The sequence below is a fragment of the Candidatus Krumholzibacteriota bacterium genome, assembly GCA_016932415.1.
Taxonomy (GTDB): Bacteria; Krumholzibacteriota; Krumholzibacteriia; order Krumholzibacteriales; family Krumholzibacteriaceae; genus Krumholzibacterium.
On sequence record JAFGCX010000006.1, the window covers coordinates 17,342 to 39,822 of the forward strand.

General features: G+C 50.9%; 15 protein-coding genes. 4 read left to right on the top strand and 11 right to left on the bottom strand.

All coding sequences use genetic code 11. The features are described 5' to 3' along the window. Nucleotides 1-85 precede the first annotated feature (85 nt). From JW814_00630 to JW814_00645, 4 genes are all read left to right on the top strand, one after another. Complete coding sequence (locus tag JW814_00630; protein ID MBN2069931.1) at nucleotides 86-700, top strand: response regulator; 615 nt, start codon at nucleotides 86-88, stop codon at nucleotides 698-700. An 88-nt stretch (nucleotides 701-788) separates the two neighbouring features. Beyond that, on the top strand, nucleotides 789-2,708 hold the full coding sequence (locus tag JW814_00635; protein MBN2069932.1) for a PAS domain S-box protein: 1,920 nt from the start codon (nucleotides 789-791) through the stop codon (nucleotides 2,706-2,708). Continuing rightward, nucleotides 2,680-3,876 carry an HDOD domain-containing protein gene (locus JW814_00640; GenBank protein ID MBN2069933.1) on the top strand — a complete coding sequence of 399 codons (1,197 nt, stop codon included), beginning with the start codon at nucleotides 2,680-2,682 and terminating at the stop codon, nucleotides 3,874-3,876. The genes JW814_00635 and JW814_00640 overlap by 29 nt, the downstream gene beginning before the upstream one ends. After that, on the top strand, nucleotides 3,873-5,039 hold the full coding sequence (locus JW814_00645) for a response regulator (GenBank protein MBN2069934.1): 1,167 nt from the start codon (nucleotides 3,873-3,875) through the stop codon (nucleotides 5,037-5,039). The genes JW814_00640 and JW814_00645 overlap by 4 nt, the downstream gene beginning before the upstream one ends. Nucleotides 5,040-5,133: 94 nt before the next feature. On the opposite strand, the gene JW814_00650 is transcribed toward JW814_00645, so the two are convergent. From JW814_00650 to JW814_00700, 11 genes are all read right to left on the bottom strand, one after another. Beyond that, a complete protein-coding gene (locus tag JW814_00650) occupies nucleotides 5,134-6,096 on the bottom strand; it encodes a DUF4340 domain-containing protein (GenBank protein MBN2069935.1) in 963 nt (320 codons plus the stop codon). Nucleotides 6,097-6,115: 19 nt separating this feature from the next. Next, a complete protein-coding gene (locus JW814_00655) occupies nucleotides 6,116-8,302 on the bottom strand; it encodes a GldG family protein (protein MBN2069936.1) in 2,187 nt (728 codons plus the stop codon). Between the two features lie 10 nt (nucleotides 8,303-8,312). Further along, on the bottom strand, nucleotides 8,313-9,026 hold the full coding sequence (locus JW814_00660; GenBank protein ID MBN2069937.1) for an ABC transporter: 714 nt from the start codon (nucleotides 9,024-9,026) through the stop codon (nucleotides 8,313-8,315). Nucleotides 9,027-9,028: 2 nt separating this feature from the next. Next, nucleotides 9,029-9,964 (bottom strand): ATP-binding cassette domain-containing protein, encoded by a 936-nt coding sequence (locus JW814_00665; GenBank protein ID MBN2069938.1) that lies wholly within the window; start codon nucleotides 9,962-9,964, stop codon nucleotides 9,029-9,031. 212 nt (nucleotides 9,965-10,176) lie between these two features. Beyond that, nucleotides 10,177-11,802: a glycosyltransferase family 39 protein gene (locus JW814_00670; GenBank protein MBN2069939.1), complete on the bottom strand. Its 1,626-nt coding sequence runs from the start codon at nucleotides 11,800-11,802 to the stop codon at nucleotides 10,177-10,179. Nucleotides 11,803-11,902: 100 nt separating this feature from the next. Continuing rightward, nucleotides 11,903-13,258, bottom strand: a complete 1,356-nt coding sequence (locus tag JW814_00675; protein MBN2069940.1) for a sigma-54-dependent Fis family transcriptional regulator — start codon at nucleotides 13,256-13,258, stop codon at nucleotides 11,903-11,905. Then, the gene (locus tag JW814_00680; GenBank protein MBN2069941.1) at nucleotides 13,255-15,243 is read right to left on the bottom strand and encodes a hypothetical protein; all 1,989 of its coding nucleotides are present in this window, start codon (nucleotides 15,241-15,243) and stop codon (nucleotides 13,255-13,257) included. Before JW814_00680 ends, JW814_00675 begins: the two co-directional genes overlap by 4 nt. A 63-nt stretch (nucleotides 15,244-15,306) precedes the next feature. Then, a complete protein-coding gene (locus JW814_00685; GenBank protein ID MBN2069942.1) occupies nucleotides 15,307-18,993 on the bottom strand; it encodes an FAD-dependent oxidoreductase in 3,687 nt (1,228 codons plus the stop codon). An 11-nt stretch (nucleotides 18,994-19,004) separates the two neighbouring features. Continuing rightward, nucleotides 19,005-20,783 carry an NADH-quinone oxidoreductase subunit NuoF gene (locus tag JW814_00690; GenBank protein ID MBN2069943.1) on the bottom strand — a complete coding sequence of 593 codons (1,779 nt, stop codon included), beginning with the start codon at nucleotides 20,781-20,783 and terminating at the stop codon, nucleotides 19,005-19,007. Nucleotides 20,784-20,849: 66 nt separating this feature from the next. Next, nucleotides 20,850-21,350, bottom strand: a complete 501-nt coding sequence (gene nuoE / locus JW814_00695; GenBank protein ID MBN2069944.1) for an NADH-quinone oxidoreductase subunit NuoE — start codon at nucleotides 21,348-21,350, stop codon at nucleotides 20,850-20,852. A gap of 19 nt (nucleotides 21,351-21,369) precedes the next feature. Further along, nucleotides 21,370-22,356, bottom strand: coding sequence for a response regulator (locus tag JW814_00700; protein MBN2069945.1), 987 nt, complete (start codon nucleotides 22,354-22,356; stop codon nucleotides 21,370-21,372). Between the last annotated feature and the right edge of the window lie 125 nt (nucleotides 22,357-22,481).

Sequence of the window (22,481 nt, forward strand, 5' to 3'; positions counted from 1 at the left end):
ATAGAAGTACATCGGAATCGTTGGATGATTCATGGCCGCAAGCTCTGCCTGTGGCGCAAAAATGTAAAAAAAGGAAAAAACGAAGATGAGGATACTTATTGCCGAGGATGATCTTACATCGCGGATGGTCCTTGAGAAGACCCTGGAGAAATCGGGTTACGAGGTGATCTCCACTATCAACGGCAAGGAGGCTTTCGAGAAGCTCTCCCGCGATGATTCACCGATGCTCGCTATCGTAGACTGGATGATGCCGGAGATCGACGGACCTGAATTATGCAATCTTGTCAAAGCGCAGGAGAGGGAAAACCCGATCTATATGATCCTTCTTACCGCTAAAGATTCGACGGAAGATATTATTTCAGGACTCGAGTCGGGCGCGGACGACTATGTCATCAAACCATTCAAGAAAAGCGAACTTCTTGCCAGGATCCGGGTCGGCAAAAGGATGATAGATCTGCAACTTGCCCTGATCAGGAAGATCGAGGAGACCCGAAAGGCAAATGAGCACGTATCGACTCTCCAGGGATTGATACCGATATGCATGTATTGCCACAAGATAGGGACTAACGAGGACGGTTGGGATAAACTGGAAAGCTATATCGAGCAGCACTCTACCGCCGAATTCAGCCATAGTATCTGTCCCCAGTGCCTTGAGGAAAAATTCCCTGAAGATGTGAATGAAGAGGAATACGTGAAATGAGACAGCCGGAAACAGACAAAAGACTTCAGCGCGGTAAAATAATCGGATTGACTGCTGGATCCTGTCGCATCCGGTAAAATGAGGCAGTATGGAATCAACAGAGGAGATCGTTCTTTTTACGGAAGAAAGTGATCTGACCCCTCGATCGGGCAGAGACGATCGAAGTTCAGAGACCCTTGATCTGCTCCTGTATATGACGGCGGCCGATCTGATCGATAAGTTCGATTGCGATATAGTCATCGTGATGCTCACCGAGGGAAAAGACCTCGTCGTCGAAACGATCCTCGGGATCGAGGACGAAGCTCAAGTCCCCAATTCAATAGCTATCGGGACAAGTTTTTCCGGAAGTCTTGCCGGCAGAACCGAAGCGGTCATTATCGAAGATTTCGAGGAATATTCCAGGTCGATCCCTGACAATATCGAAAAGTTCTATTCCGGAACAGTCGCCTCTTCTCCCTTGATGATAGGAAACGATCTGATCGGTCTTGTCAATATCTGCAGGCATGATAGAACGAATAAATTCTCGAAAGAAGAGATCGAGCGTCTTTTTATAATCGCGGGAAGCGCCGCGCTGACGATCAACAGCCAGATGATGGTTGATTTCCAGACAAACCAGCTTAAATCGGCGCATGCTGATATGGTGGCGATGACAGACAAGCTCAAGACAGAGCTCGAAGCAAGAAAAAAAGCTGAAAAAGAGATCCATGAGCAGAACAGGAAACTGACTGACGCAAACAGCAAACTCGCCAGGATTACCAGCGATCTTGCCGAAAGCGAGGAAAAATTCCGTAATCTTGTCGAGAAATCAAATGGCGGGATCGTGATCATCGTCGACGGGATGATTCATTACGCCAACCCGTATTTTATAGAAAGACTATTCACAGAGGAATCTGAAGCCACAGGCAGATCGATACTCTCCCTCTGTACTCCCGAAGAATCGCTTCGTCTTAAAAAATACCTCGATCGGCGCGAACCATCCTGTGGCGATGAGAACGCCCTCGAGACTGTGATGGTCGACCAGCACGGAAACCGGATATACATGGAACTTACATGCGGGAATACGACCTTCCAGGGAAAGGATGCCGTCCTTCTGTTCATTCGAGATGTGACCAGCCAGAAAAAACTGCTTCTCGAACTCCAGCATAAGGAAAAACTCGAATCAATAGGCCGGCTGGCAGCCGGCATCGCGCACGAGATAAATACACCGACCCAGTATGTTGGAGACAACACCCGTTTCATCTCTGATTCGTTCAAAGATATCGACTCTCTGCTTGACGAGTTCGGCGCTATGCTCGACGGGGTCGAGAAGGGATTACCGGCAGGCGACTTCATCGACCGGGTAAAAGAGACGATCGAAAGGATCGATCTTCAGTATCTGAAAGAGGAGATCCCGACCGCGATATCCCAGACGATCGAGGGGATAGAAAGGATATCGAAGATCGTTCGCTCGATGAAAGAATTCTCTCATCCCGGAAGCAGGGATATCTCCCAGGTCGATCTCAACAAGGCGATTGAAACGACTGTGACGATAGCTAGAAACGAATGGAAATATATTGCCGATATGGAACTCGATCTCGACAAGGACCTCTCCCCGGTAAGGTGCGTTCCGGACCAGATAAACCAGGTGATCCTCAATATAATCATCAACGCTTCGCACGCCATCGCTGATGTGATAGAGAAAGATCCGGGGCAAAAGGGAAAAATAACGATCACAACGAGCGAAACGGAAAAGAATGTCGAGATAAGGATTTCCGATACGGGATGCGGCATTCCGGAAGAGATCAGGGAAAGAGTATTCGATCCATTCTTTACGACAAAAGAGACAGGAAAAGGCACGGGGCAGGGACTGGCTATCGCCAGCAAGATAATAGTCAAGGACCATGGCGGCAAAATAACGATAGAGTCTGAAGTAGGAAAGGGAACAACTATGTGCGTACTGCTGCCGAAGTCTGCAGATACGATCAAAGAGGATTCAATAGATGAAGAAAAAGATTCTGTTTGTAGATGATGAACCGAACGTGCTTCTCGGATTGAAGCGGATGATGAGGGTCCACAGGGCGGAATTCGATATTGCCTTCGCTGAAAGCGGGATCGAGGCGATCGAAAAGTTGACGCAGGACCGGTTTGACGCGGTGATATCTGACCTCCGCATGCCGGGGATGAACGGCAATGAACTTCTAGAGAAGATATCTGTGAATGATCCCCGAATCATCAGAATGATCCTGTCTGGCCAGTCCGATCACGGTTCGGTGACCGGCTCGATCGGAAAAACCCACCAGTATTTCTCAAAACCGTGCAACCCGGCGAAACTGGTCGAACTGATCGGCAAGATAGGCAAGATACTGGGGACTCTCAATGACAGCGGTTTTTGCCAGTACGCGGCCATGACGGCTCCGATGCGATGTCTTCCCCGCACCCTTTCGATCCTCGAGTCGGAACTCGAAAAAAACGACCCCGATATCGATATCGTCAACGGAGCGATATCGAGCGATATACTCGCTTCGTCAGTCTTTCTTCAGCTTGTGAATACTGAGTATTTCGGAACGTACTCTCATATAAAAGATATCGATGAAGCTGTCTCGATAATAGGGATAGATGTAATAAAGAAAATAATCATTGATACCGGCCTGTTCGTCCCCTTCAGCGGGGAAAGCCTCGATCTCATCGATTTCGAGGAGATCCAGGCTCACAGCAACAGATCTAGAGATATCGCGCAAAGAACCCCAAACTCAATATTCAGTGATTCGAAGCAGAAGGACAATTGCGTCCTTGCCGCATTCATTCATGATATCGGAAAACTCCTGATGATCGATTACGATCCGGTGAAGTACAGGTCACTTATCTCGGGGATGAACGGCGACATGTCGGCAAGAGCTGATACGGAAAGAAATATCTTCGGCTTCACGCATCAGGAGGCGGGAGACTATTTCCTGAAACTCCGCGGGTTTGGTGATGAGATAACAGAAGCTGTGGCCAGTCATCATGATCCTGACAAAGATTCTCCCGTCTCCAGGGTCACATACTATTCCAACATCATCGCAAGGACTGAAAAAAACAGTACGGGCCACCTCCCCGATTGGATACTGAAAGAGGTCACCGCCGCGGGACTTGGGAAATGGGCGGAGAGTCTCATCGAATCGGACGGACTGGATCCCGTCGAGGAATTGACATTATGAAACACAGAATAATATGCGTCGATGACGAACCGAATATCCTTTCCGCTTACAAGCGCCAGTTGAAAGGGAAATACGAGATCGAGACCGCCCTGGGAGCGCAGGAAGCCCTCGGCAAGATCGAAAAATCAGCTCCGTTCGCCCTTGTAATAAGCGATCTTCGGATGCCGCAGATCAACGGCATCCAATTCCTTACGATGGTAAAGACCCGCTCGCCGGAATCGGTTAGAGTCATGATCACAGGAAATGCCGATCTTGAAACGGCGATGGCCGCCGTCAACAAAGGGAGCATCTTCAGGATACTTACGAAACCGGTCGATCCATGGGTCCTCAACAAGACGATAGAAGCGGCGATAGAACAGCACCAGTTGATAGTGGCTGAAAAGGAACTGCTTGAAGACACCCTCAACGGAAGTATACGGGTGCTGACCGAGATGCTTTCGATAATCAACCCGATGGCTTTCAGCAGCGCTTCAAGAATCAAGGGGTACGCCTCATTTCTCGCCGGAAAACTCGAGGTCGCCGATCGATGGCAGATAGAGCTTGCCGCCATGCTTTCGCATATAGGGTGCGTCACCCTCCATCCTGATACCCTTGAAAAGATATACGCTGAAAGCGAACTGACCCGTGATGAGAAGGAAGCATTTGAATCGCACCCGGAGACAGGTTGTAATCTTCTGATCAATATCCCCCGCATGGAGACTGTGGCAAGGATCATCAAGGATCAGCTCAGGCCCTTCTCACAGATGGGATCTGTTGATGATCCGAAGCTCAGGGATCAGGTAGAGGCTGGAGCGCAGATCCTCGGCGTTGCGATCGAATTCGACAGGTGGATAATGCGGGGCGTATCTAAAAAGGCGACTATCGCCAGATTGAAGACCAAGCCGGAGAGGTTCGATCCGGTCATAGTCGCGGCCCTCGAAGGAATCGAGACGGCTCAGTCGACATGCGAGATAAAGACTATTGAGATCAACAAACTCATAACCGGTATGATCCTCGATCAGGATGTCAGGACAAAGAAAGACCTGCTCCTCGTTGCCAAGGGACAGGAAGTCACCGCATCGGTTATAACGAAACTCCACAGGTTCGTCATAATGTCTGATATAGATGAAAAAATCCGGGTGATGATTCCGAAATATGACGAAAAGATCGCCGTCCCGGTCTAGAATATCCCGTTGAAAGAAAGTATTCCCGCGAGTATGTCCTTTCCTGGTCGGCGTGAAGACCGCTGCCTCGTGAATCGGTTTTTTAACCACAAAGTCATTTTACCGGATCATCTTCTTCGGGTGAGAAAAGCTTCTCCGCCCCTTTGATTATCTGCTCAGCCTTCCACTTCGACAGGAAAAACGGGTACTCACTCTGCGTGGAGACTGCAGGATATCTCTCTTCATCCCCCTCGTAAAGCGACAACGTTTGAGCTATACCGGTATTTACCGTTACTGAAAAGACCGGAACGGAAAAGTCATCTTTCTTAATATCGTTGATATAGCTGTCGCACCTGATGCTCGCGATCGAGGAGATGATCCTCGATACAGTTGCCTCGTCGATCACGCTTCCATCCCCGCCCTGCCACTTGCCGGCCGATCCGGGAGCTTCCTCGCCGGAGTCGCCCGTACCGGGAGGAATATAGCCGGGATTCCTGATAATGTCGAAAGGCTCGCTGCCTTTGAGCACCTTCAGGGAAACTACCTCATCCTTGTTAACAGTAAAGACTGTCTTGTCTCTCAGCTTCTCTCTGTCCTGGTCAAAAACGTTCCTGATATTTCCCTTTGCCTGATATATCTCGGATCTACCCTCGAGCCGGACGAATGTATGCCTGTTGGTCGAAGCCTTTTTACCCACTTCGACAGAAAGCCGCTTTTCCTCTCCTGAATAGACCTCGAGACTGATCTTCTGATCATCCTCGAGGTCGTAGGTCGCGTAATTACCCGATTCTGCAACCAGAGTAGTGATAGAGAATCCTGACGCCGCTTCGATCATCCTGTCGACGAGCGATCTGTCGGCGATATATCCTTCAGGCAGTATCCTCCATTTGTCATCGTTCCTTTCGAGGACGACAGTATCTTCAGCCGATGAAAAAACAAATTTGCTGATCTCGCCAGAAGCGGGAGGTGTTATCCCGGGAAGCTCATAATGGGTCCTGTCTTTTTTCCTTGCTATCAGAAAGACGGAAATAACCGCTATTATCAGAATAAGAATCGAGTATTCCTTCTTTATCTTCATCTTATGTCCTCCGAACCTATCATCTGAACATCATCTCAATAGTCCGTTTTCTTGTTTTTCTTCTGAACCACACAGAAATACCCATCACGGCGACAAATACGGGCAGGCCGGCTATATTGAAACTCTTCACGAACGTCTTGAGTCCTCCCGAACTTTCCTGGAGAGGGTTGTACCGCTGCATTTTGCTCCGCATCGCTGCGTATTCATCCCTGCCATTGAGGTGATCGAGCACGTTCATCACAAAAGTCGCGTTGGTCGATCTGCCCGCCTCATCGAGAACATTGTTTCCCAGAAGAGCAGCTGAACCTATGACGAAAAGCTTTCCCGGCTTTCCCTTATTCACGATAACACCTTCATCCGATATATTGCCAAAAGAGCTTTCTTCCGGACTCTCTGCTATCTGCTGTTCCTCGCCGGCATTCTCTTTCATCGGCTTTTCCGGTATTTCCCTTCCAGCGAAATAACTTGGGAACTCCCCGCTGATCATCACAGCCATCGGAAGACTCTTCATTTCGGCAGGATCATCGGGAGGCCTGATCATCATCGGGTTCAGATCTATCCGCCCTGCCATCTCCCATGAACGTTTCGACGAGGAAAAGAGGAGATCGCCCCGAAGCCCGTTTGTAGTGAGCCTGTCTGTCTTCATCTCTACCGGTGATGAGATCACAGATACCATCTCCTTGATATTTTTCAGGAAAGGTATTCTATCGTTGATATTCTCGTTCAAGATGATGGGAGCAAAATATATCGGCTGTGTTCCTCCGCCGTACATCTGGGGCAGTTTCTGTTCGAAACAGTTTTCGTCAAGTATATACGATTTTTTGACTTCTACGCCGTAATGTGCCAGCAGTTTTTCCAGGCCGGTATTGACTGGCCTGAAAACAGGCCCCTGATTGTAATTCATCTGCGGCTGACCTGGATTCTGTTCGATCTGCTCGAATGGATCGAGGAACAGAGCTACCGATTTGCCCTTCATGAGAAACTGGTCGATCTGAAAAAGGTCATACTCGTCAAACTGTTCCTTGGGTCCCGCTATAATAAGACAATCTATCCCCTCGGGAAGAGGCTCTCCCCCCATGGCGACACTGCTTACCGAATAATCCTCGGAGACCAGAGCGCTGAAATTGGAAAGCGATTCCTGCTGGGGGGGCTGGTCAGGCATCTGCCTCGACTGTGAAAGCGGTACCGCCCCATATCCTGAAAGATAGCCGATCTTCTTGTTGACATCGAGGACATCGTCTATCGATTCGGAAAGCCTCTCGGGCATATTGTTCATGTCAGCCAGCTGATACTGCGTACCGAACAGTGGTATCCTCACCACATCTATGAGGGGAATCGCGAGGAAAGTCCCTTTATTGTCTATCACGATCCCCGCGGAACCGCGCATCTCGGCGTCACCCCCCCCTCCCGGAACAGGCCATCTCAGCGTCAGGACGCCATAATCGTGCGCTTCGCTCTCATGAGCCGGATCAGCGGTCGGATCGATGAAGGTGAACCTGAGCCTGTTATAATATTTCTGGTTGAGATCTTTTATCATCGATTCGATCCTGCCCGGAATACCGGCCATATCCGAAATCCTGAGCTGGGACTGGACGCCCTGGAGCGAACTGGAAAGGAAGAGTTTTATTTCGACATCTTTTTCAAGATTGAGCAGCACGCTGATCTTGCTGTTCATCTTTTCGATCTTCGAGGTTATCGTATATTCTAGCCCCTCTGTATCGGTAATGGATGGTATCTTGTCTATGACATCCCCATGGATCATCACCATACCCATATAGGCCTTCTTGAATTTCACTTCATCCTGCTCGATATTCTGTATCTGGACCGGATATATCCCGTAATCCATGGCGAGCTGCTGATTTTTCTTTGCTTTCTCGCTTATATCTCCCTCCTCGGCGCTGACATCATAGAACCTGAAATTGAAATATCTGTTTGAATGAGCGGCATACTCTTCAAGCAGATCATGCAGGTAGCGCTCGGTATTATTGTGCGGAGCGGGAAGGTCCTTGGTGAAAAAGACATTTATGGTAAGAGGTTCCGAAAGGGTGGCGACAGCTTTTTTACTTGCTTCAGAGAGCGAATAGAGTCCGTTTGACGTCAGATCGATCCTGAAAAAAAGCGACAACCCGGCAATGTTGATCAGTATCGTGACTATAAGATAGACGATAAACCTGTAGTATTTGGTATATCCCTTTATAGAAGTCATCTGGCCTCCTCTATTTCTTTTCCTCGACAACCAGGTGCGCGCCAAAGAGCGCGATAAAGATCAGGCTGACGAAATAAAGCAGATCCCTTGAGTCCAGGACACCCCTGGCGACATTCTGAAAATGATAATCAGCCCCGATATACTGGAAAAATCCCAGCATCGATTCGGGAAGAAAAAACAAAAGCTTGTCGATCAACGTCAGTGCGATGCAGATGATCATCCCGACAATGAAAGCGATTATCTGGTTTCTCGTAAGAGCCGAAGCAAAGATGCCGACGGCGCTGAACGCACCACCAAGAAGGATCGCTCCGATATATCCTCCGATCACAGGTCCCCAGTCGAGATCCCCGAGAAAAGCAATAAATACCGCGTAGCTTAGCGTCGGCAGGAGCATCATCGCGACAAATGACACGGCGGCGAGAAATTTCCCCGCGATGATCTCCCCGAAAGTCACCGGCAGGGTTGCGAGTATCTCGTAAGAACCCGTATTGAATTCTTCTGAAAAGAGGCGCATCGTGACTGTCGGGATAATAAAGGAAAAGATTATCGGAAGAAGCGAGAAAAAATCCCTCATCTGCGCCTGATTGTAAAGGAAGAATGTCGAGAAGAAAAACCAGCCGGTGAGAATCAGGAATACCGATATCACGATATACGCTATCGGAGATATAAAGTAAACCTTGAATTCCCTCCTGAAGATATAAGAAAAATTTCCGGTCCCAACCATTTCTAGTTCTCCTTTGTCAGTTCTCTGAATATGTGTTCCAGGCTCTTCGATTCCTGCCGGTACTCGAGTAGAAGCCATTCTGTCCCTCTGATGCTGCGGTAGACTTCGCTTCGGATATCCTTTTCGGTATCGCAATGAAGGAGATATGCCACTCCATCAGATCTCGGTTCTCCCCTGCCGACCGAAGATACTCCGGCGATCTTTGAAAGTCTTTTTTCCACCTCTTCGGCCGGAGCCTGGTCGATCACAAGGTTGAGCGTGTATTCCGACATCGAAGAACGTTTGAGGTCCTCGGTGCTTCCGTCGGCGACTATTTTCCCCCTGTTTATCACCACGACCCTGTCGCAGGTCGCTTCGACCTCGCTCAGGATATGCGTCGACAGTATGACGGTCTTCTCTTTTCCTATCTTCCTGATTATATCCCTTATATCGACGATCTGGTTCGGATCGAGTCCCGACGTCGGCTCGTCGAGCACAAGTATCTCCGGATCGCTTATCATCGCGTGCGCCAGACCCACGCGCTGTTTGTACCCTTTCGACAGTTCATGAAGAGTCCGGTGCATAACGTCCCTCAGACCGCAGACGTCGGCAAGTTCGCTGATCTTGTCGCCCCTTGCCTTTTCATCGAGTCCGTGTATCTGCGAGACATATACAAGATAGTCATACACGATCATCTCCTGGTAGATCGGCGCGGACTCGGGGAGATAACCTATCATCTGTTTGATCCCGAGAGGGTCTTCCACCACGGAGATCCCTTTTGCCGTCACCGTTCCGGATGAAGGGGAGAGAAACCCCGTCATGATCCTCATCGCTGTGGTCTTCCCCGCTCCGTTAGGTCCGAGAAGCCCGAGGATCTTCCCCTTCTCGATCGTCAGGTTAATATGATCGAGGGCGCATAGATCGCCATAGTATTTTGTCAAATCCGTTATCTCGATCACAGATCGCTCCTTTCGAATCAGTTCAATCAGATATTAAACCACGCGAAAATGGTATCACTGAATCAGTTTATCAACTGTTAAAGGATACCATCAATATCGGTTTAGAATTATACGGTGAAAGGATAAAATAATTCCCTCCCGCCCGTCAATATTAAAAAATTTTTTTGGAAAGACCAGTGTGCTGCATGGAAAATCAGTAGAACGGCGCTTTATCAGATCTCCCTTACATTGATATCGACAGTCCCGAAACTGAAACGGTAACTGCCCGCGTTGCGGATCGGCCTGTCATCCAGCTCCGACGGATCGAACTTTCTTCCTCTCCTGAGAAGGTAGTATATAAGCTGGTCATCCCTGTAGCCGATCTGTTTGATATCGTAGTTAGTCCTGATGTAATCCATGACCGGCTGGTCCTTTTTCAACCATTCACTGTCGTACAACAGTATCCACTCGAAATTATGCTCGAACTCGGCGGAGATTATCTTTTTGTAATCGTTCGGAAGAAGATTCCCCCTTTTCCCAGATGCCCACAACGTTCCGTAGAGCTGCGTCCTGTAGCCATCGAATCTATTGTCTGACGGAGAGGCGAATGATATAAATACCCTGCCATCCTCGCTTCCATGATCCCTTATATATTCGCCAGCTATGTCGCTGCCAAGCGCCAGGACATCAAAATGCCTGTAATACCGGTTCCTCAGCGAAGGAACAGCGGCAAGGATCAGGATTATGACGACGATCGTCTTTACATGTTTCCTTTTCATCAGGTCGGTCAGCGAAGCCGCTTCGACGACGCCTGCCGCCGCGGCAAGACATACAGCTGGAAGAAAAGGCATATGGTAATAGCTGTGCCTCGTGGCGAAATCTGACAGAATGACGAAATAAACGGGCGCGGCGGCCACAGCGCCGAGAATATATCGAGCCATCTTCGTCCGGGAGTTCATCAGGCTCCATAACAGGCCGACGCAGGCGAAAGAGAAATAAATATACGTATAATTATCGCCGACGTGCTCCCAGATCACCGGCAGCACTGCATTCCAGAACGATAATGAGAAAGCCTGCGGCAGAAAGATCCTTTCAAGAGGAAAGAGATCGTCGGAATAGACGAGAGTCAGGCGGGTAATCACCAACCACGCCGCGACGACGATCGCGCCTGCCGCCGGCCATACTGTCTGCCTCGCAATTTTTCTCCTCTCTACCCTGTCGCCAAGGACCGCCCAGGGAAAGAGAAAAAACAGCGGCAGGACCAGGATGAGAAAAGTCCCCTTCACCAGCGCGACCGCGCACAGAGCGACAGAGAATACAACAAGATCCCTCCCTCTGAACGAACTGATCCATCTGAGGAAGAAGAGAGTCGCGAGAAGAAGGAAAAACAAAGCGGGCGCGTCCGGCTGGATATTTCTTCCGAAAAAGACCGGGAGGGGCATGATTGCCATAAAGAATGCCGTCAGCATCGCCGTACCATCATCGGCCTCGAGCTCCCTCGCTACCAGCCAGGAAAGCACTGCCGACGCGAGCGAGAAGACGATCACGACCAGCCTGGCGATCCACAGATGGACCCCGAAAAAACTCCATATAGCGTAGTAGATCAACGGCAGAAAAGGAAACTGGGGGAAAGATTCCATATACCCTTCACCTCTCGACGTCCCCGAGTAGAGGACTCTCTTGTGGAGAAGATCTCCATGGTCGAGATACCCTTTCGCCACGGACAGGTAATGGACCTCTTTCATCGAATGATACCCGATAGGTGGATAATCGATATGGTACGCCCTGAGCAGAAATCCAGCGAGTACGATCGCGCAGAGGATAATAATGACAAGAACGCCTGGTCTGTTTCTTTTCATGAAAAGGTTCCGAATCGGCTAAAGCGCGTATAACGAAAGCTCATCGAATCAACCTGCCGGAAATCATCGTTCATTTCGAGAGGAATATCGGCTTCGCGGTTCAACCGTCGATGATCCGGGCGAGCCTTTCGAGCGATATTCCAAGTTCGCCGGCTGCCAGATCCCTGTCGCCTCCAAAATGCTGAAGCGTCACAAGTACATGATCCCTTATCACCGAATCGAGTTTCCTCGATACATAAGGTTCCTCGTCAGCCGTATCGACCGGTTCGATCCTGCCTTTGATGTAGCTCGACATCGCTTCGACCTGGATGATGTCAGATACTTCGTTGGCAACGGCGGTCTCAATTATCGTCCTCAGATCCTGTACGTTATTGGGAAAGTCATAGTTTTCAAGGACTTCGAGAAAATCATCCGAGAATCCCTTTATATCCTTTCCTGTCCTTTCGACCTCTTCTTCGAGAAAGACCTGCGCGAGCACCGGGATATCGGCTGCCCGCTCCCTTAAGGAAGGGATCCTTATCGAATTGACCATAAGGTGGTAAAGGAGATCCCTGGAGAAGGTGTCCTTGTACTCGATCCTGGTGAGATCATGCGTCGAAGATACTATAAGGCGCACGTCGGCGTTCCTTATCCTGGTCGAGTTCTCCTGGTAATACTCACCCTTCTGGATCAGGCGCTTGAGCCTGACCTGCATCGGCAGGGTCAACTGGTCAATATTATTTAAAAATACCGTTCCATGATCGGCCCTGTCAATGAGCCCGGGGTTCTCCTTCTGTGAACCGCTCCAGTCTCCCGCCTGGCCGAAAAAGAACGATGGCAACGTCTCGGGATCGAGGCTGTCCGCGTCGAGGGCGGCGAAAAGTTTACCGCTTCTCGGGCTGGCCTGATGAATCGCCCTTGCCAGAGTTTCTTTTCCAGTTCCGCTCTCGCCCCATATAAATATACTCAGATCGCTGAGCGCTACTTTTTCGGCATGGTGAAAGAGCCTAATCATGCCCGGATCCTTCGTCTTGAACGGTTCAAAAGCCGCTTCGTGGGTCAGGCTCTCCCTTGTCAGCTTTGGAGGAAGGTCGCCGATCGTCTTTTCGATAACGCTCTGTTCGATCGCCCGGTCGAGGACTTCGAGAAGCTTGTCGTCCTCAACCGGTTTGATGAGATAATCGAAAGCTCCCAGTTTCATCGCTTTCACGGCAAGGTCAACGTCGCTTACTCCGGTGAGTATGATGACGGGGGTGTTGTCACCCTTTCCCCTCATTGTTCTGAGTATGTCCATGCCGCTTACGCCTGGCATATCCATATCGAGGATAACGACATCGAACCTGTTTTTGTCCAGAAGCGCTTCGACTTCAATCGAATTATTTATGATGGTAGGATTGAAAAGATCCGTCTGCACGAGAAAGACCATAAGATAATTGGTCACAGCTACGTCATCATCGACTATCAGTATCTCTTTCAATTCTTCCCTTTCGCGTTTCCTCCATGTTCTTTCGCCGCCGGCAGTTTGATCGAGAAGGTAGTTCCCTCGCCAGGTCGGCTTTTGACGGAGATTATCCCGCCATGCTCCTCTACAATCCGGAATACTATCGGCAGCCCGAGCCCCGTCCCGCCCCGAGCCCTTTTGGTCGTGAAAAACGGATCGAATATCTGCTTGAGGGTGCTCTCATTCATTCCCAGTCCGTCATCGATCACATCTATGTGAATAAAACCATCCTGCAGAGAAGTCCTCACGGTCACCGTACCCTTGACGTCATCATGCATCGCGTCGCCCGCGTTGACGATAAGGTTTACCAGCACCTGTTCGATCTTCTGTGAGTTTCCCGTAAAGGTCGGAATATTTTCAGCAAGATCGAGCTTGATATCGGCCCTCTTGTTTACCTGGTTGTGGACGAGCCTCGCGCTCGCCTCTATGATAGTGTTGATATCGACCTTGTCGACCAGCAACCCCTCGTCCTTGCGGACAAAAGTCCGAAGTCCCTCGACGATCCCCTTTATCCTGTCAGAACCATGGGCCATATCATCCACGAGAGTCATGATATGCTCCCTGAAGAAATCGTATTTGAGTCTCGCTATCTTCAGGTCCTGGTGCGCCGCCTGATACTGATCGACTATCGGCAGCATATCCTCCAGAGCCTGTTTAATTATCTTGATATTACCCCTGATAAACTGGTTCGGATTGTTTATCTCGTGCCCGATACCGCTGACCAGCTGACCCAGCGATGCGAGTTTGTCCGCCTGCTGAAGTTGCTGGTCGTACGTCTTCTCAAGTGTGATGTCCCTGTAGAATTCAAGTATGCCGTCGACCTCATGCTCCTGGTCGTAGACGGGGAGCGCCTGGACATGAGTATATTTCTCCCCCTGCTTCATCGTAAGCGTCAGCGGTCTTTTTTCCCGGAGGATTCTCGCGAGCCGGCAATCCTCGCACGGTTTGTCCCTGTCGAAGAACTCCTTGTAGCAGAATTCTCCTGGCTCGACATTCTCCCTGTTCGTCATCACTATCCGGTGCATCTTGTCTATCAATACTACGTCATCGGGTATCGCCTCGAAAATAGTCTCAAGTCTGCCTCTCGCTTCTTCCCATCCGCCCCTTACGCGATCGAGATAGGAGTTTACGATCTTAAGATTATTTTTCTGTTCCTCTATTTCCTCTGTCCTTTCGGCGATCTCCCTTTTGAGCTCGGCAAGCCGGGCGTTGTAATCGGCCTCTTCCTCCTGCTTGAGTGTAAGCCTGTTCTTCAGCGCTTTCCTTTCAAGGGCGACATTGAGCATCCTGCCGATCTCATCGAGCATCTTCTGTTCTTCGGGAAGCAGTTTGAATGTATTATCAAGATATCCCGCCCGGATCTCCCCCTTTTGAGTACTGCCCGTCCACAATTTCACAGATATATAATTATCCTCGCTCGGCTTCTGACCATATTCTACGTCCTGGTATTCCGAATAGATGATTATCTCTTCCGGATGGAGCATCCCCGGGCCAAGGACCCTCGGCAGCCTGTTAAAGAATTCTTCTATCGAAGAAGTGACCTCTATAAGTTCAGATACATTGTAGATGCAGGCCAGTTCCTTGATCCTTTCGTCCTTTTCCCACTCTTCCTGGTTCTTGCGGCCGAGAAGGCGGCTTCCGAAAAAGATATATATCTCTCCTTCGTCGGTATTCAACAATCCAGCCTTCAGGGGTATCGAGACGGGTTTCTCTCCCTTCGGCGAGAAGATCGCTATCCCCCTCCCGTTTGAACGGACCTGCCTGATAGCCGATCCAAACGTCATGAACGATGATTTATCCAGTATATCGGGAAGCCTTTTGTTTATTACGGAGAGAAACAGTGGGAAACACTCCGCGAGAAGTACCTCGCTTATATGTATGATCCTGTCTTCGCCATCGACTACCATCAGGTAATCAAAGTTACCCTCCATGAAGTTTATAAGGTCCTTCGATTGAAACATGCGCGCAACTCTCCAGTTTGTACAGTCGGTGATCACGGCCAGAGCTCTATCGAAAACCAGAGATCAGATCTTGACCCGGAACCTCTCCGTGCCTACCTCCCTGACTTCCTTCTTGTAGCGGGCGCCATGAGTCAGGGGCGGAAGAATAACGACCTTTTTCAATTCCCGGTCGACGGGAACAAGTCGCAAACCGTTGATCTGTGACTTTTTCTCGCCAGTGTTCCAGTAATACGGTTTCATACTTCCAAGAGATTCTTTTACCAGTTCATCGATCTCGATTCCGATCTCTTTCTTTATCGAGATCCCGAACTCTCCGGCCAGGGTTGACAGGATATCGATCCCCGATGATCCTGAAGGCGGTCTGACAGCCTGGGAATATTCCACCAGGTTGCCCAGGTAATCGCACCTGTGACCTGAGGTCTCGAGATATGTCGATCCTGGAAGGACAACATCGGCATATTCGACCGTCTCCGTCGCTGTCCAATCCATCGCCGCGAGAAATTCGATATTATGGAACCATGCCGCCGTCTGATTCCATGCCAGAGGATCCTCACCGATGACCAGGGCGGCTTTGAGCTCTCCCTTTTCCAGAAGGCCGAGAAGCTCCTCCCTGCAATGAGTCTTCGAAAGCGAAGGTTCGATCCTCTTTCTGCCAGGCATGAAAGCAGGATCAGCTCCGAGGACTTCAAGGGCGGCGCTGTTCGAAATGATCCGTGGAAGCAGAAGATCCGCCTTTTTACCGGCCGACCTGAGAAGCACGACAAGATTGGCCAGAGCTTCCATATCGCCGGAAGACTGGTCCTGCTGCCTGTCGGGGCTGTGGATGATCACCACGTTATTAGCCGTCGTAATGATCGTAGTGATCTTTTTTATAGTCTCCGTGTCGACTCCCGTCAACTCGGCGACCGTATGGGGGTCAAAATCCATCGAATCGAGGAACTCTTTCGATCCGGGGATACTGTCAAGGCTACCCCCGCCGATTAGACCGTCATCGAGCATCTGCTGGATTATCCCGTTAAACAGTACCGATGATCTTCCACGCATCGGATCGATCGTCTGTTCGGCAAGAAGCTGGTCAGTCGTGTCGAGTGTCGAATTGGAGACGATCAGTTTCGCTCCCTTGCGGACAGCCTCAATGACATCTACAGCCAGGATCAGGTGGTCCGATTCCAGGGAAGTATTGTTACAGATGATAAGATCGGCGTCGCCGATGCAGCCGCTGTCGGCTGTCGACGCGGTAAAACCGAAAGACCGGTCGAGGACTCCGTCAGGCCTGTTACTGCCAAGCACCGACAGGGAAGATATATTACCGGTCCCGATTCCTTCTCTCGCGATCCTTCCGGCGAGATATATCTCCTCGTTAGTCAATTCTGGCGACACGAAGACTCCCGTCTTGTCGGCGCCGTATTTCTCCGCGGCTTTCCTCATCCCGCTTACTATCTTTCCGGCCGCCTCCTCGATGGTGACTCTATCGGGGCTCTCCCCTTTTCTGACGCGCGGCGCGGTTATCCTTCCCTTTTTGATGAACAGTTCATGTCCAAAACGGCCGTACCTGCAGAGATAATCGCCGGCTTTCCCCGATGGTTCTATATAATATCTTGTGTCGCTCACTTTGCGCACTTTAATGGGACAGGCCAGCGAACAGAATCCGCAATGAGTCTCGACCGTGTCGGATTCCAGAGCTGCCCGACCGTTGAAGGGATATTTGACCGTAAGAGCGCCGGTAGGACATGAATCGACGCAGTTGCCGCAACTGACGCAACTCGTTTCGACCAGAGGATCGTTCATCGCCGGCCTGACTTCAGTCTTGAAACCACGGCCGACAAGCCCTATCGCCGAGATCGGGAGGACTCTGGCGCAGGTCCTTATGCAACGGGCGCATAGAACACATTTATTCGGATCGTATATGATATATGGATGGCGTTCATCGACCTTGTGCTTTCTCACCTGTCCCTTGAACCTCTCCATATCTACACCGTATTCCTCGCCGTAGAGCCGAAGGTCGCAGTCGTAATATCTTACGCAGCCGCAAGAGAGGCATCTATCGCATTCATGCGTATTGTCCTCGAATTCAAATCCAGTGGCGACCTCGTCAAGATTACCCTTTCTTGATTCGACATCGCTCATATGCACTTCGTGTCGCGGACTCTCCTTGATATCACCCAGTTCGAGTCTTCCAGGTTTGCTCCAGAATTCTTTCCTTACGATAAACGGTTTTCGCGCCATCTCCTCTCCGCGCAGGAAAGCGTCGATAGCCTTTGCAGCCCTCTGCCCGTCCCTTACAGCGTCGATCACGACGGTTGGTCCGTCATCAGCATTATCGCCGCCGGCGAAGAGTCCTTCTATGTTAGTCTTCATCGTCTCATTATCTGTGACTACGGTATTCCATTTCGTAAGCTCGAGTTCCCTGCCGGCGACTGTCGAGACGCCATCAAGGACCGGAGCCTGTCCGATCGCGGAGATCGCGGTCTGACATGGGAGATCGAACTCTGAACCCTCCATCGGGACCGGTCTGCGCCGCCCCGATTCATCCGGTTCCCCAAGTTTCATCCTCAGGCATCTGAGCGCTTTCAATTTCCCGTTTTCGGAGATTATCCCGACTGGAGCGGCAAGCTCCATGATCTCTATGCTTTCTTCCAGGCACTCCTCGATCTCCATCCTGTCAGCCGGCATCTCATCCCTGGTCCTGCGATAGAGGACAATCACCTTGTCTGCGCCTAGCCTCCAGGATAGCCTGGCGACATCCATCGCTGTGTTACCGCCACCCACGACGACGATAGTGCCGGTGATAGGCTGCGGATCTTCATTCATCCTGGGCAGGAATTCAGCACCCGTCTCTATCCCTTCCGTCTCGAATTCTCCCTCGACCCTCATCGGCTTTCCGGCCCACGCTCCCGTTCCCAGGAAAACGGCGTCATGCTTTTTCATCAGCTCATCGATGCTGATATCTGACCCTACGGAAGTATTGTACCTGATCTCTCCGCCTGCCTTGAGGATATGAGCGACCTCCGCGTCGATGACATCATCGGGGAGTCTGTAGACCGGTATCCCGTAGCGCAGCATGCCGCCCGATCTCGGCTGGGCTTCGTAAATGACAGGTTTGTGGCCCTTCTTCCCAAGGAACCATGCCGCGGTAAGACCGGCGGGGCCCGCGCCGACGATCCCGACGCTTTTCCCCGTTTCCGCCTCACGCTCCGGCTGTCCGTCATAGACTCCAGGCTGATCGGTCACGAATCTTTTTATGGCGTTTATTCCAACTGCTGCGTCGATGTCGATCCTGCGGCAGACCACTTCGCATTTCCTGACGCAGACTCTCCCGCAGATGGCGGGAAGAGGGTTCGTCTCCCGGATCAGATCGACTGCCCTGGCGTACTGCCCCATCGCGGAAAGGGCTATGTACCCCTGGGCATCCACTCCCGCGGGGCATCCTTCCATGCATGGAGAGACGCAGTCAGCGTAATGATTGGAAAGAAGCAGTTCGAGAGCGGTCTTTCTCGAAGCGATCACCCGTTCGTTCCTTGTCTCGATCTCCATCCCCGGCGAGATCCTCGTGGCGCATGCCGGGACAAGATTGTTTCTTCCCTTGACCTCGACAACGCACAGAAAACACGATCCGTAAGGTTCAAGCTCCTCCGAATGGCAAAGAGTGGGAATGTCATCGATCTGATATTCCCTGACTACTTCCAGGATCGTCTTGCCAGGAACGGCTTCGACCTCCCGGCCATTGATAATTATCCTGATCTTTTCCACGAGACCTTCCCTTATTCCTTGTAAACAGCGTCAAAGTTACAACTGGTTATGCATTTTCCGCATTTGACACAGATCGATCCGTCGATGACATGGACCTCTTTGGACTTTCCGGTGATCGCGTCGACCGGACAATTTTTTGCGCAGATGGTGCATCCGGTGCACTTGTCCGGATCGATCATGAAATCGACCAGGGCCGAGCAACTTGCTGCCGGACATTTTTTATCATTGATGTGTGCTTCATACTCATCGCGGTAATATCTTATCGTCGAAAGGACCGGATTGGGCGCCGTCTGACCGAGGCCGCACAGGCTCGCCTCCTTGATCTGTTCTCCGAGGACAAGCAGTTTGTCTATATCTTCCGGTTCGCCTTCACCCTTTGTGATCCTCGTCAGTATCTCCAGCATCCTGAGCGTACCGATCCTGCAGAAAGTGCATTTTCCGCATGATTCTTCCTGAGTGAACTCGAGGAAAAATCTTGCTATCTCGACCATGCAGGTCCTGTCATCAAGAACGACCATCCCGCCTGATCCCATGATCGCCCCCGTTGCCGGGATCGATTCAAAGTCAACCGGAGTATAGTCAAGATGGGCCGGGATACATCCCCCCGACGGGCCGCCCATCTGAACAGCCTTGAATTTTCGCCCGTCCTTGATCCCTCCTCCGATATTGAAAACGAGATCATGGATCGAGGTTCCCATCGGGACCTCGGCGAGACCTCCGCGGACTACTTTTCCCGCCAGGGCAAAGACCTTCGTCCCCCTGCTCTTTTCCGTTCCGAACGCCGCGTAGGCGCTGGCTCCGTTATCTATGATCCATGGCACATTGGCATATGTCTCCACGTTATTGTTATTCGTCGGTTTCGCCCACAACCCCTTCTCCGCGGGAAAGGGAGGCCTTATCCTCGGCATCCCCCTCTGGCCTTCTATCGAGGCGAAAAGAGCCGTCTCCTCGCCGCAAACGAAAGCTCCGGCTCCCTGTTTGATCTCTATATCGAATGAAAACCCTGATTGGAGGATATCCTTACCGAGATATCCCTTTTCCCTTGCCGCCCCGATCGCGATATTCAGCCTGCGGATGGCGAGAGGATATTCCGCCCTGCAGTAGATAAATCCCCTGGACGCGCCTATCGCCTTTCCGCATATCACCATCCCCTCGAGCACTGAGTGCGGGTCACCCTCAAGGACCGACCGGTCCATAAAAGCCCCCGGGTCCCCTTCATCGGCGTTACAGACTACATATTTAATATCTGACTTGTAACCGGCGGCAAAAGACCATTTCAATCCGGTGGGGAACCCCGCCCCTCCGCGCCCCCTCAATCCCGATTCCTTGATCACGGCGATTATCTCTTCCGGCGTCATCGATCGGAGGGCTTTGCGGACTGATTCGTATCCCCGCTTCGCTTCATATTCGCTTATTGATTCGGGGTCGATCGTCCCGCAGTTTCTGAGCACGATCTTATCCTGCGGGGAATAGAATTCGGTTTCCGATCCCTCGACGGCAGATCCTTTGCCAAGCCTGAGGGCGATATGTTCCTCAAGGAGTTCACCTTTTATTATATGTCTCTCATAGATCTCATCGACCAGTTCGGGAGTGACCTCTCCGTAAAGTACCCTTTCTTCCCCCTCCCTTATCTCGACGAGAGGCTCTCTGTAGCACATCCCGATGCAACTCGTCTGGGCAAGCTCGAACTTTCCCGGAGCGTCTGAGAGCAGTTCATTGAACCTGTCATACGTCTGCCGGGCTCCCGCGGACAGGCCGCACGTGCCCATCCCCACGATCACTTTCTTCATTTACTGACTCCATGATTTTGTAGAAGATGCACCAGTCCACCTCGAATATATCCTCTGCCGGTGCGATCACGCTGCCGATTCATCGCCCCGGGGTGATTTTTCCCTGCGCTTGTAGCTTCTCAGCAATTTTCTCAACGAGGCGGGGGTCAGTCGCCCGTGAGTATCGTCATTGATCATGATCACCGGAGCGAGCGAACAGCAACCGATGCAGGCAACGGTATTAAGGGTAAACAAGCCGTCACCGGTAGTGCCACCCACTTCTATCCCGAGCTCGTCCTCGATTGTCTCGATTATCATCTTCGAGTTTGACACGTGACACGCTGTCCCGGCGCACGCCTTGATCACGTACTTGCCCATCGGCTGCAGTCTGAACTGGCTGTAAAAGGTGATCACTCCGTATATCTCCGACTCGGGGATACCTGTCACGCCGGAGATATAACTTATCGCCTTGCGCGGAATATATCCGAAATGATCCTGGGCCGATTGAAGCAACGGAATTAGCTCTCCCGGTTCCCCATCATAGCGCCACAGGCGGTAACTGAAATTATCTTCTCTCTGTCCAGTCAATTTGATCCCTCTGTCCTGTCTACTCGACCAGCTTGATGATCTTCGCTTCACGCACCCTGAGGACTCCGTCTATCTCGCTCAGTTTCGCTATGACTTTCGGCGTCCTGCCCATCGACCCGCCCGTGATCATACCGACAAGTTTCGAACCGTCTTCGATCACATCGCAGAAGACCACTTCATCGATAAAGAATACCGTCGTGAAAATCTGCTGGATCGCGTTCTTGTCTATATCCACGATGATATAGCTCGTCGTACCCGGTTGTTTTCCCGACGTCACCTGGCCGGGCTGCTTTACCGCGTCAGAATATATCTTTACGAATTCATCGATATCCCTGTCGAGTTTGGGCCTTTCGACTTCAGCGAGAGAGGCGACCTCGATCCCTTCGATCCTGCCGATCTTCTCGTGAAGCGCCTTGATCTTTTCAACGGAAGTGGTCTGAAGAAGCACTATTATATCGAATTCTCCCCTTACCGCTTCACATCGCTGGACGCCCTCCATCTGGTAGAGTTCATTGAAGATCTCCATGCTTCTGTCCGGATCGGTTATCCTTATCGTCAGGTAAGCGCTCATCGACTCGCGCATATCCGGTTCGATCTCTTCGGCAGTACCGGCGTTTCCCGCGTCGGTCGAACCGGGAGAGAGTTCTTCGAGGGCTTCGACAAGATCAGGTATCTCGAACGGTTTGTTTAGATAACCTGTATTCTCCTCGGAAAGGGCGGTCGCCTCAAGAGATTCATCTCCAAACCCCGTTATAACGAGAACGGGGAGTTCGGGATACTGGATCTTGATCACCTTGAGGATCTTCAGTCCGTCTATATCAGGCATGAAGATATCGGTTACCAGATAATCATATGTTATTCCCTTGTCCCTGGAAGAGTTAAGCTCATGAATGGCTGAGATCCCGTCAGGGCATGTGACTACGCTGAATCCTTCCTGCGTCAGGCCTACGGTCAGGTTCCGTCTGATCTCGGCCTCATCATCGATTACTAGTACCCGGCCTTTCAATTGTACCCTCCCATTCTAGAAAACGCTCCGGCAGCAAACTTTTGATACTGCTTGAGTAATGATATTTATTTTCACCTGTTAACAATACAGGTCATAATATCTGTTGTCAAATTATTTCGATATAT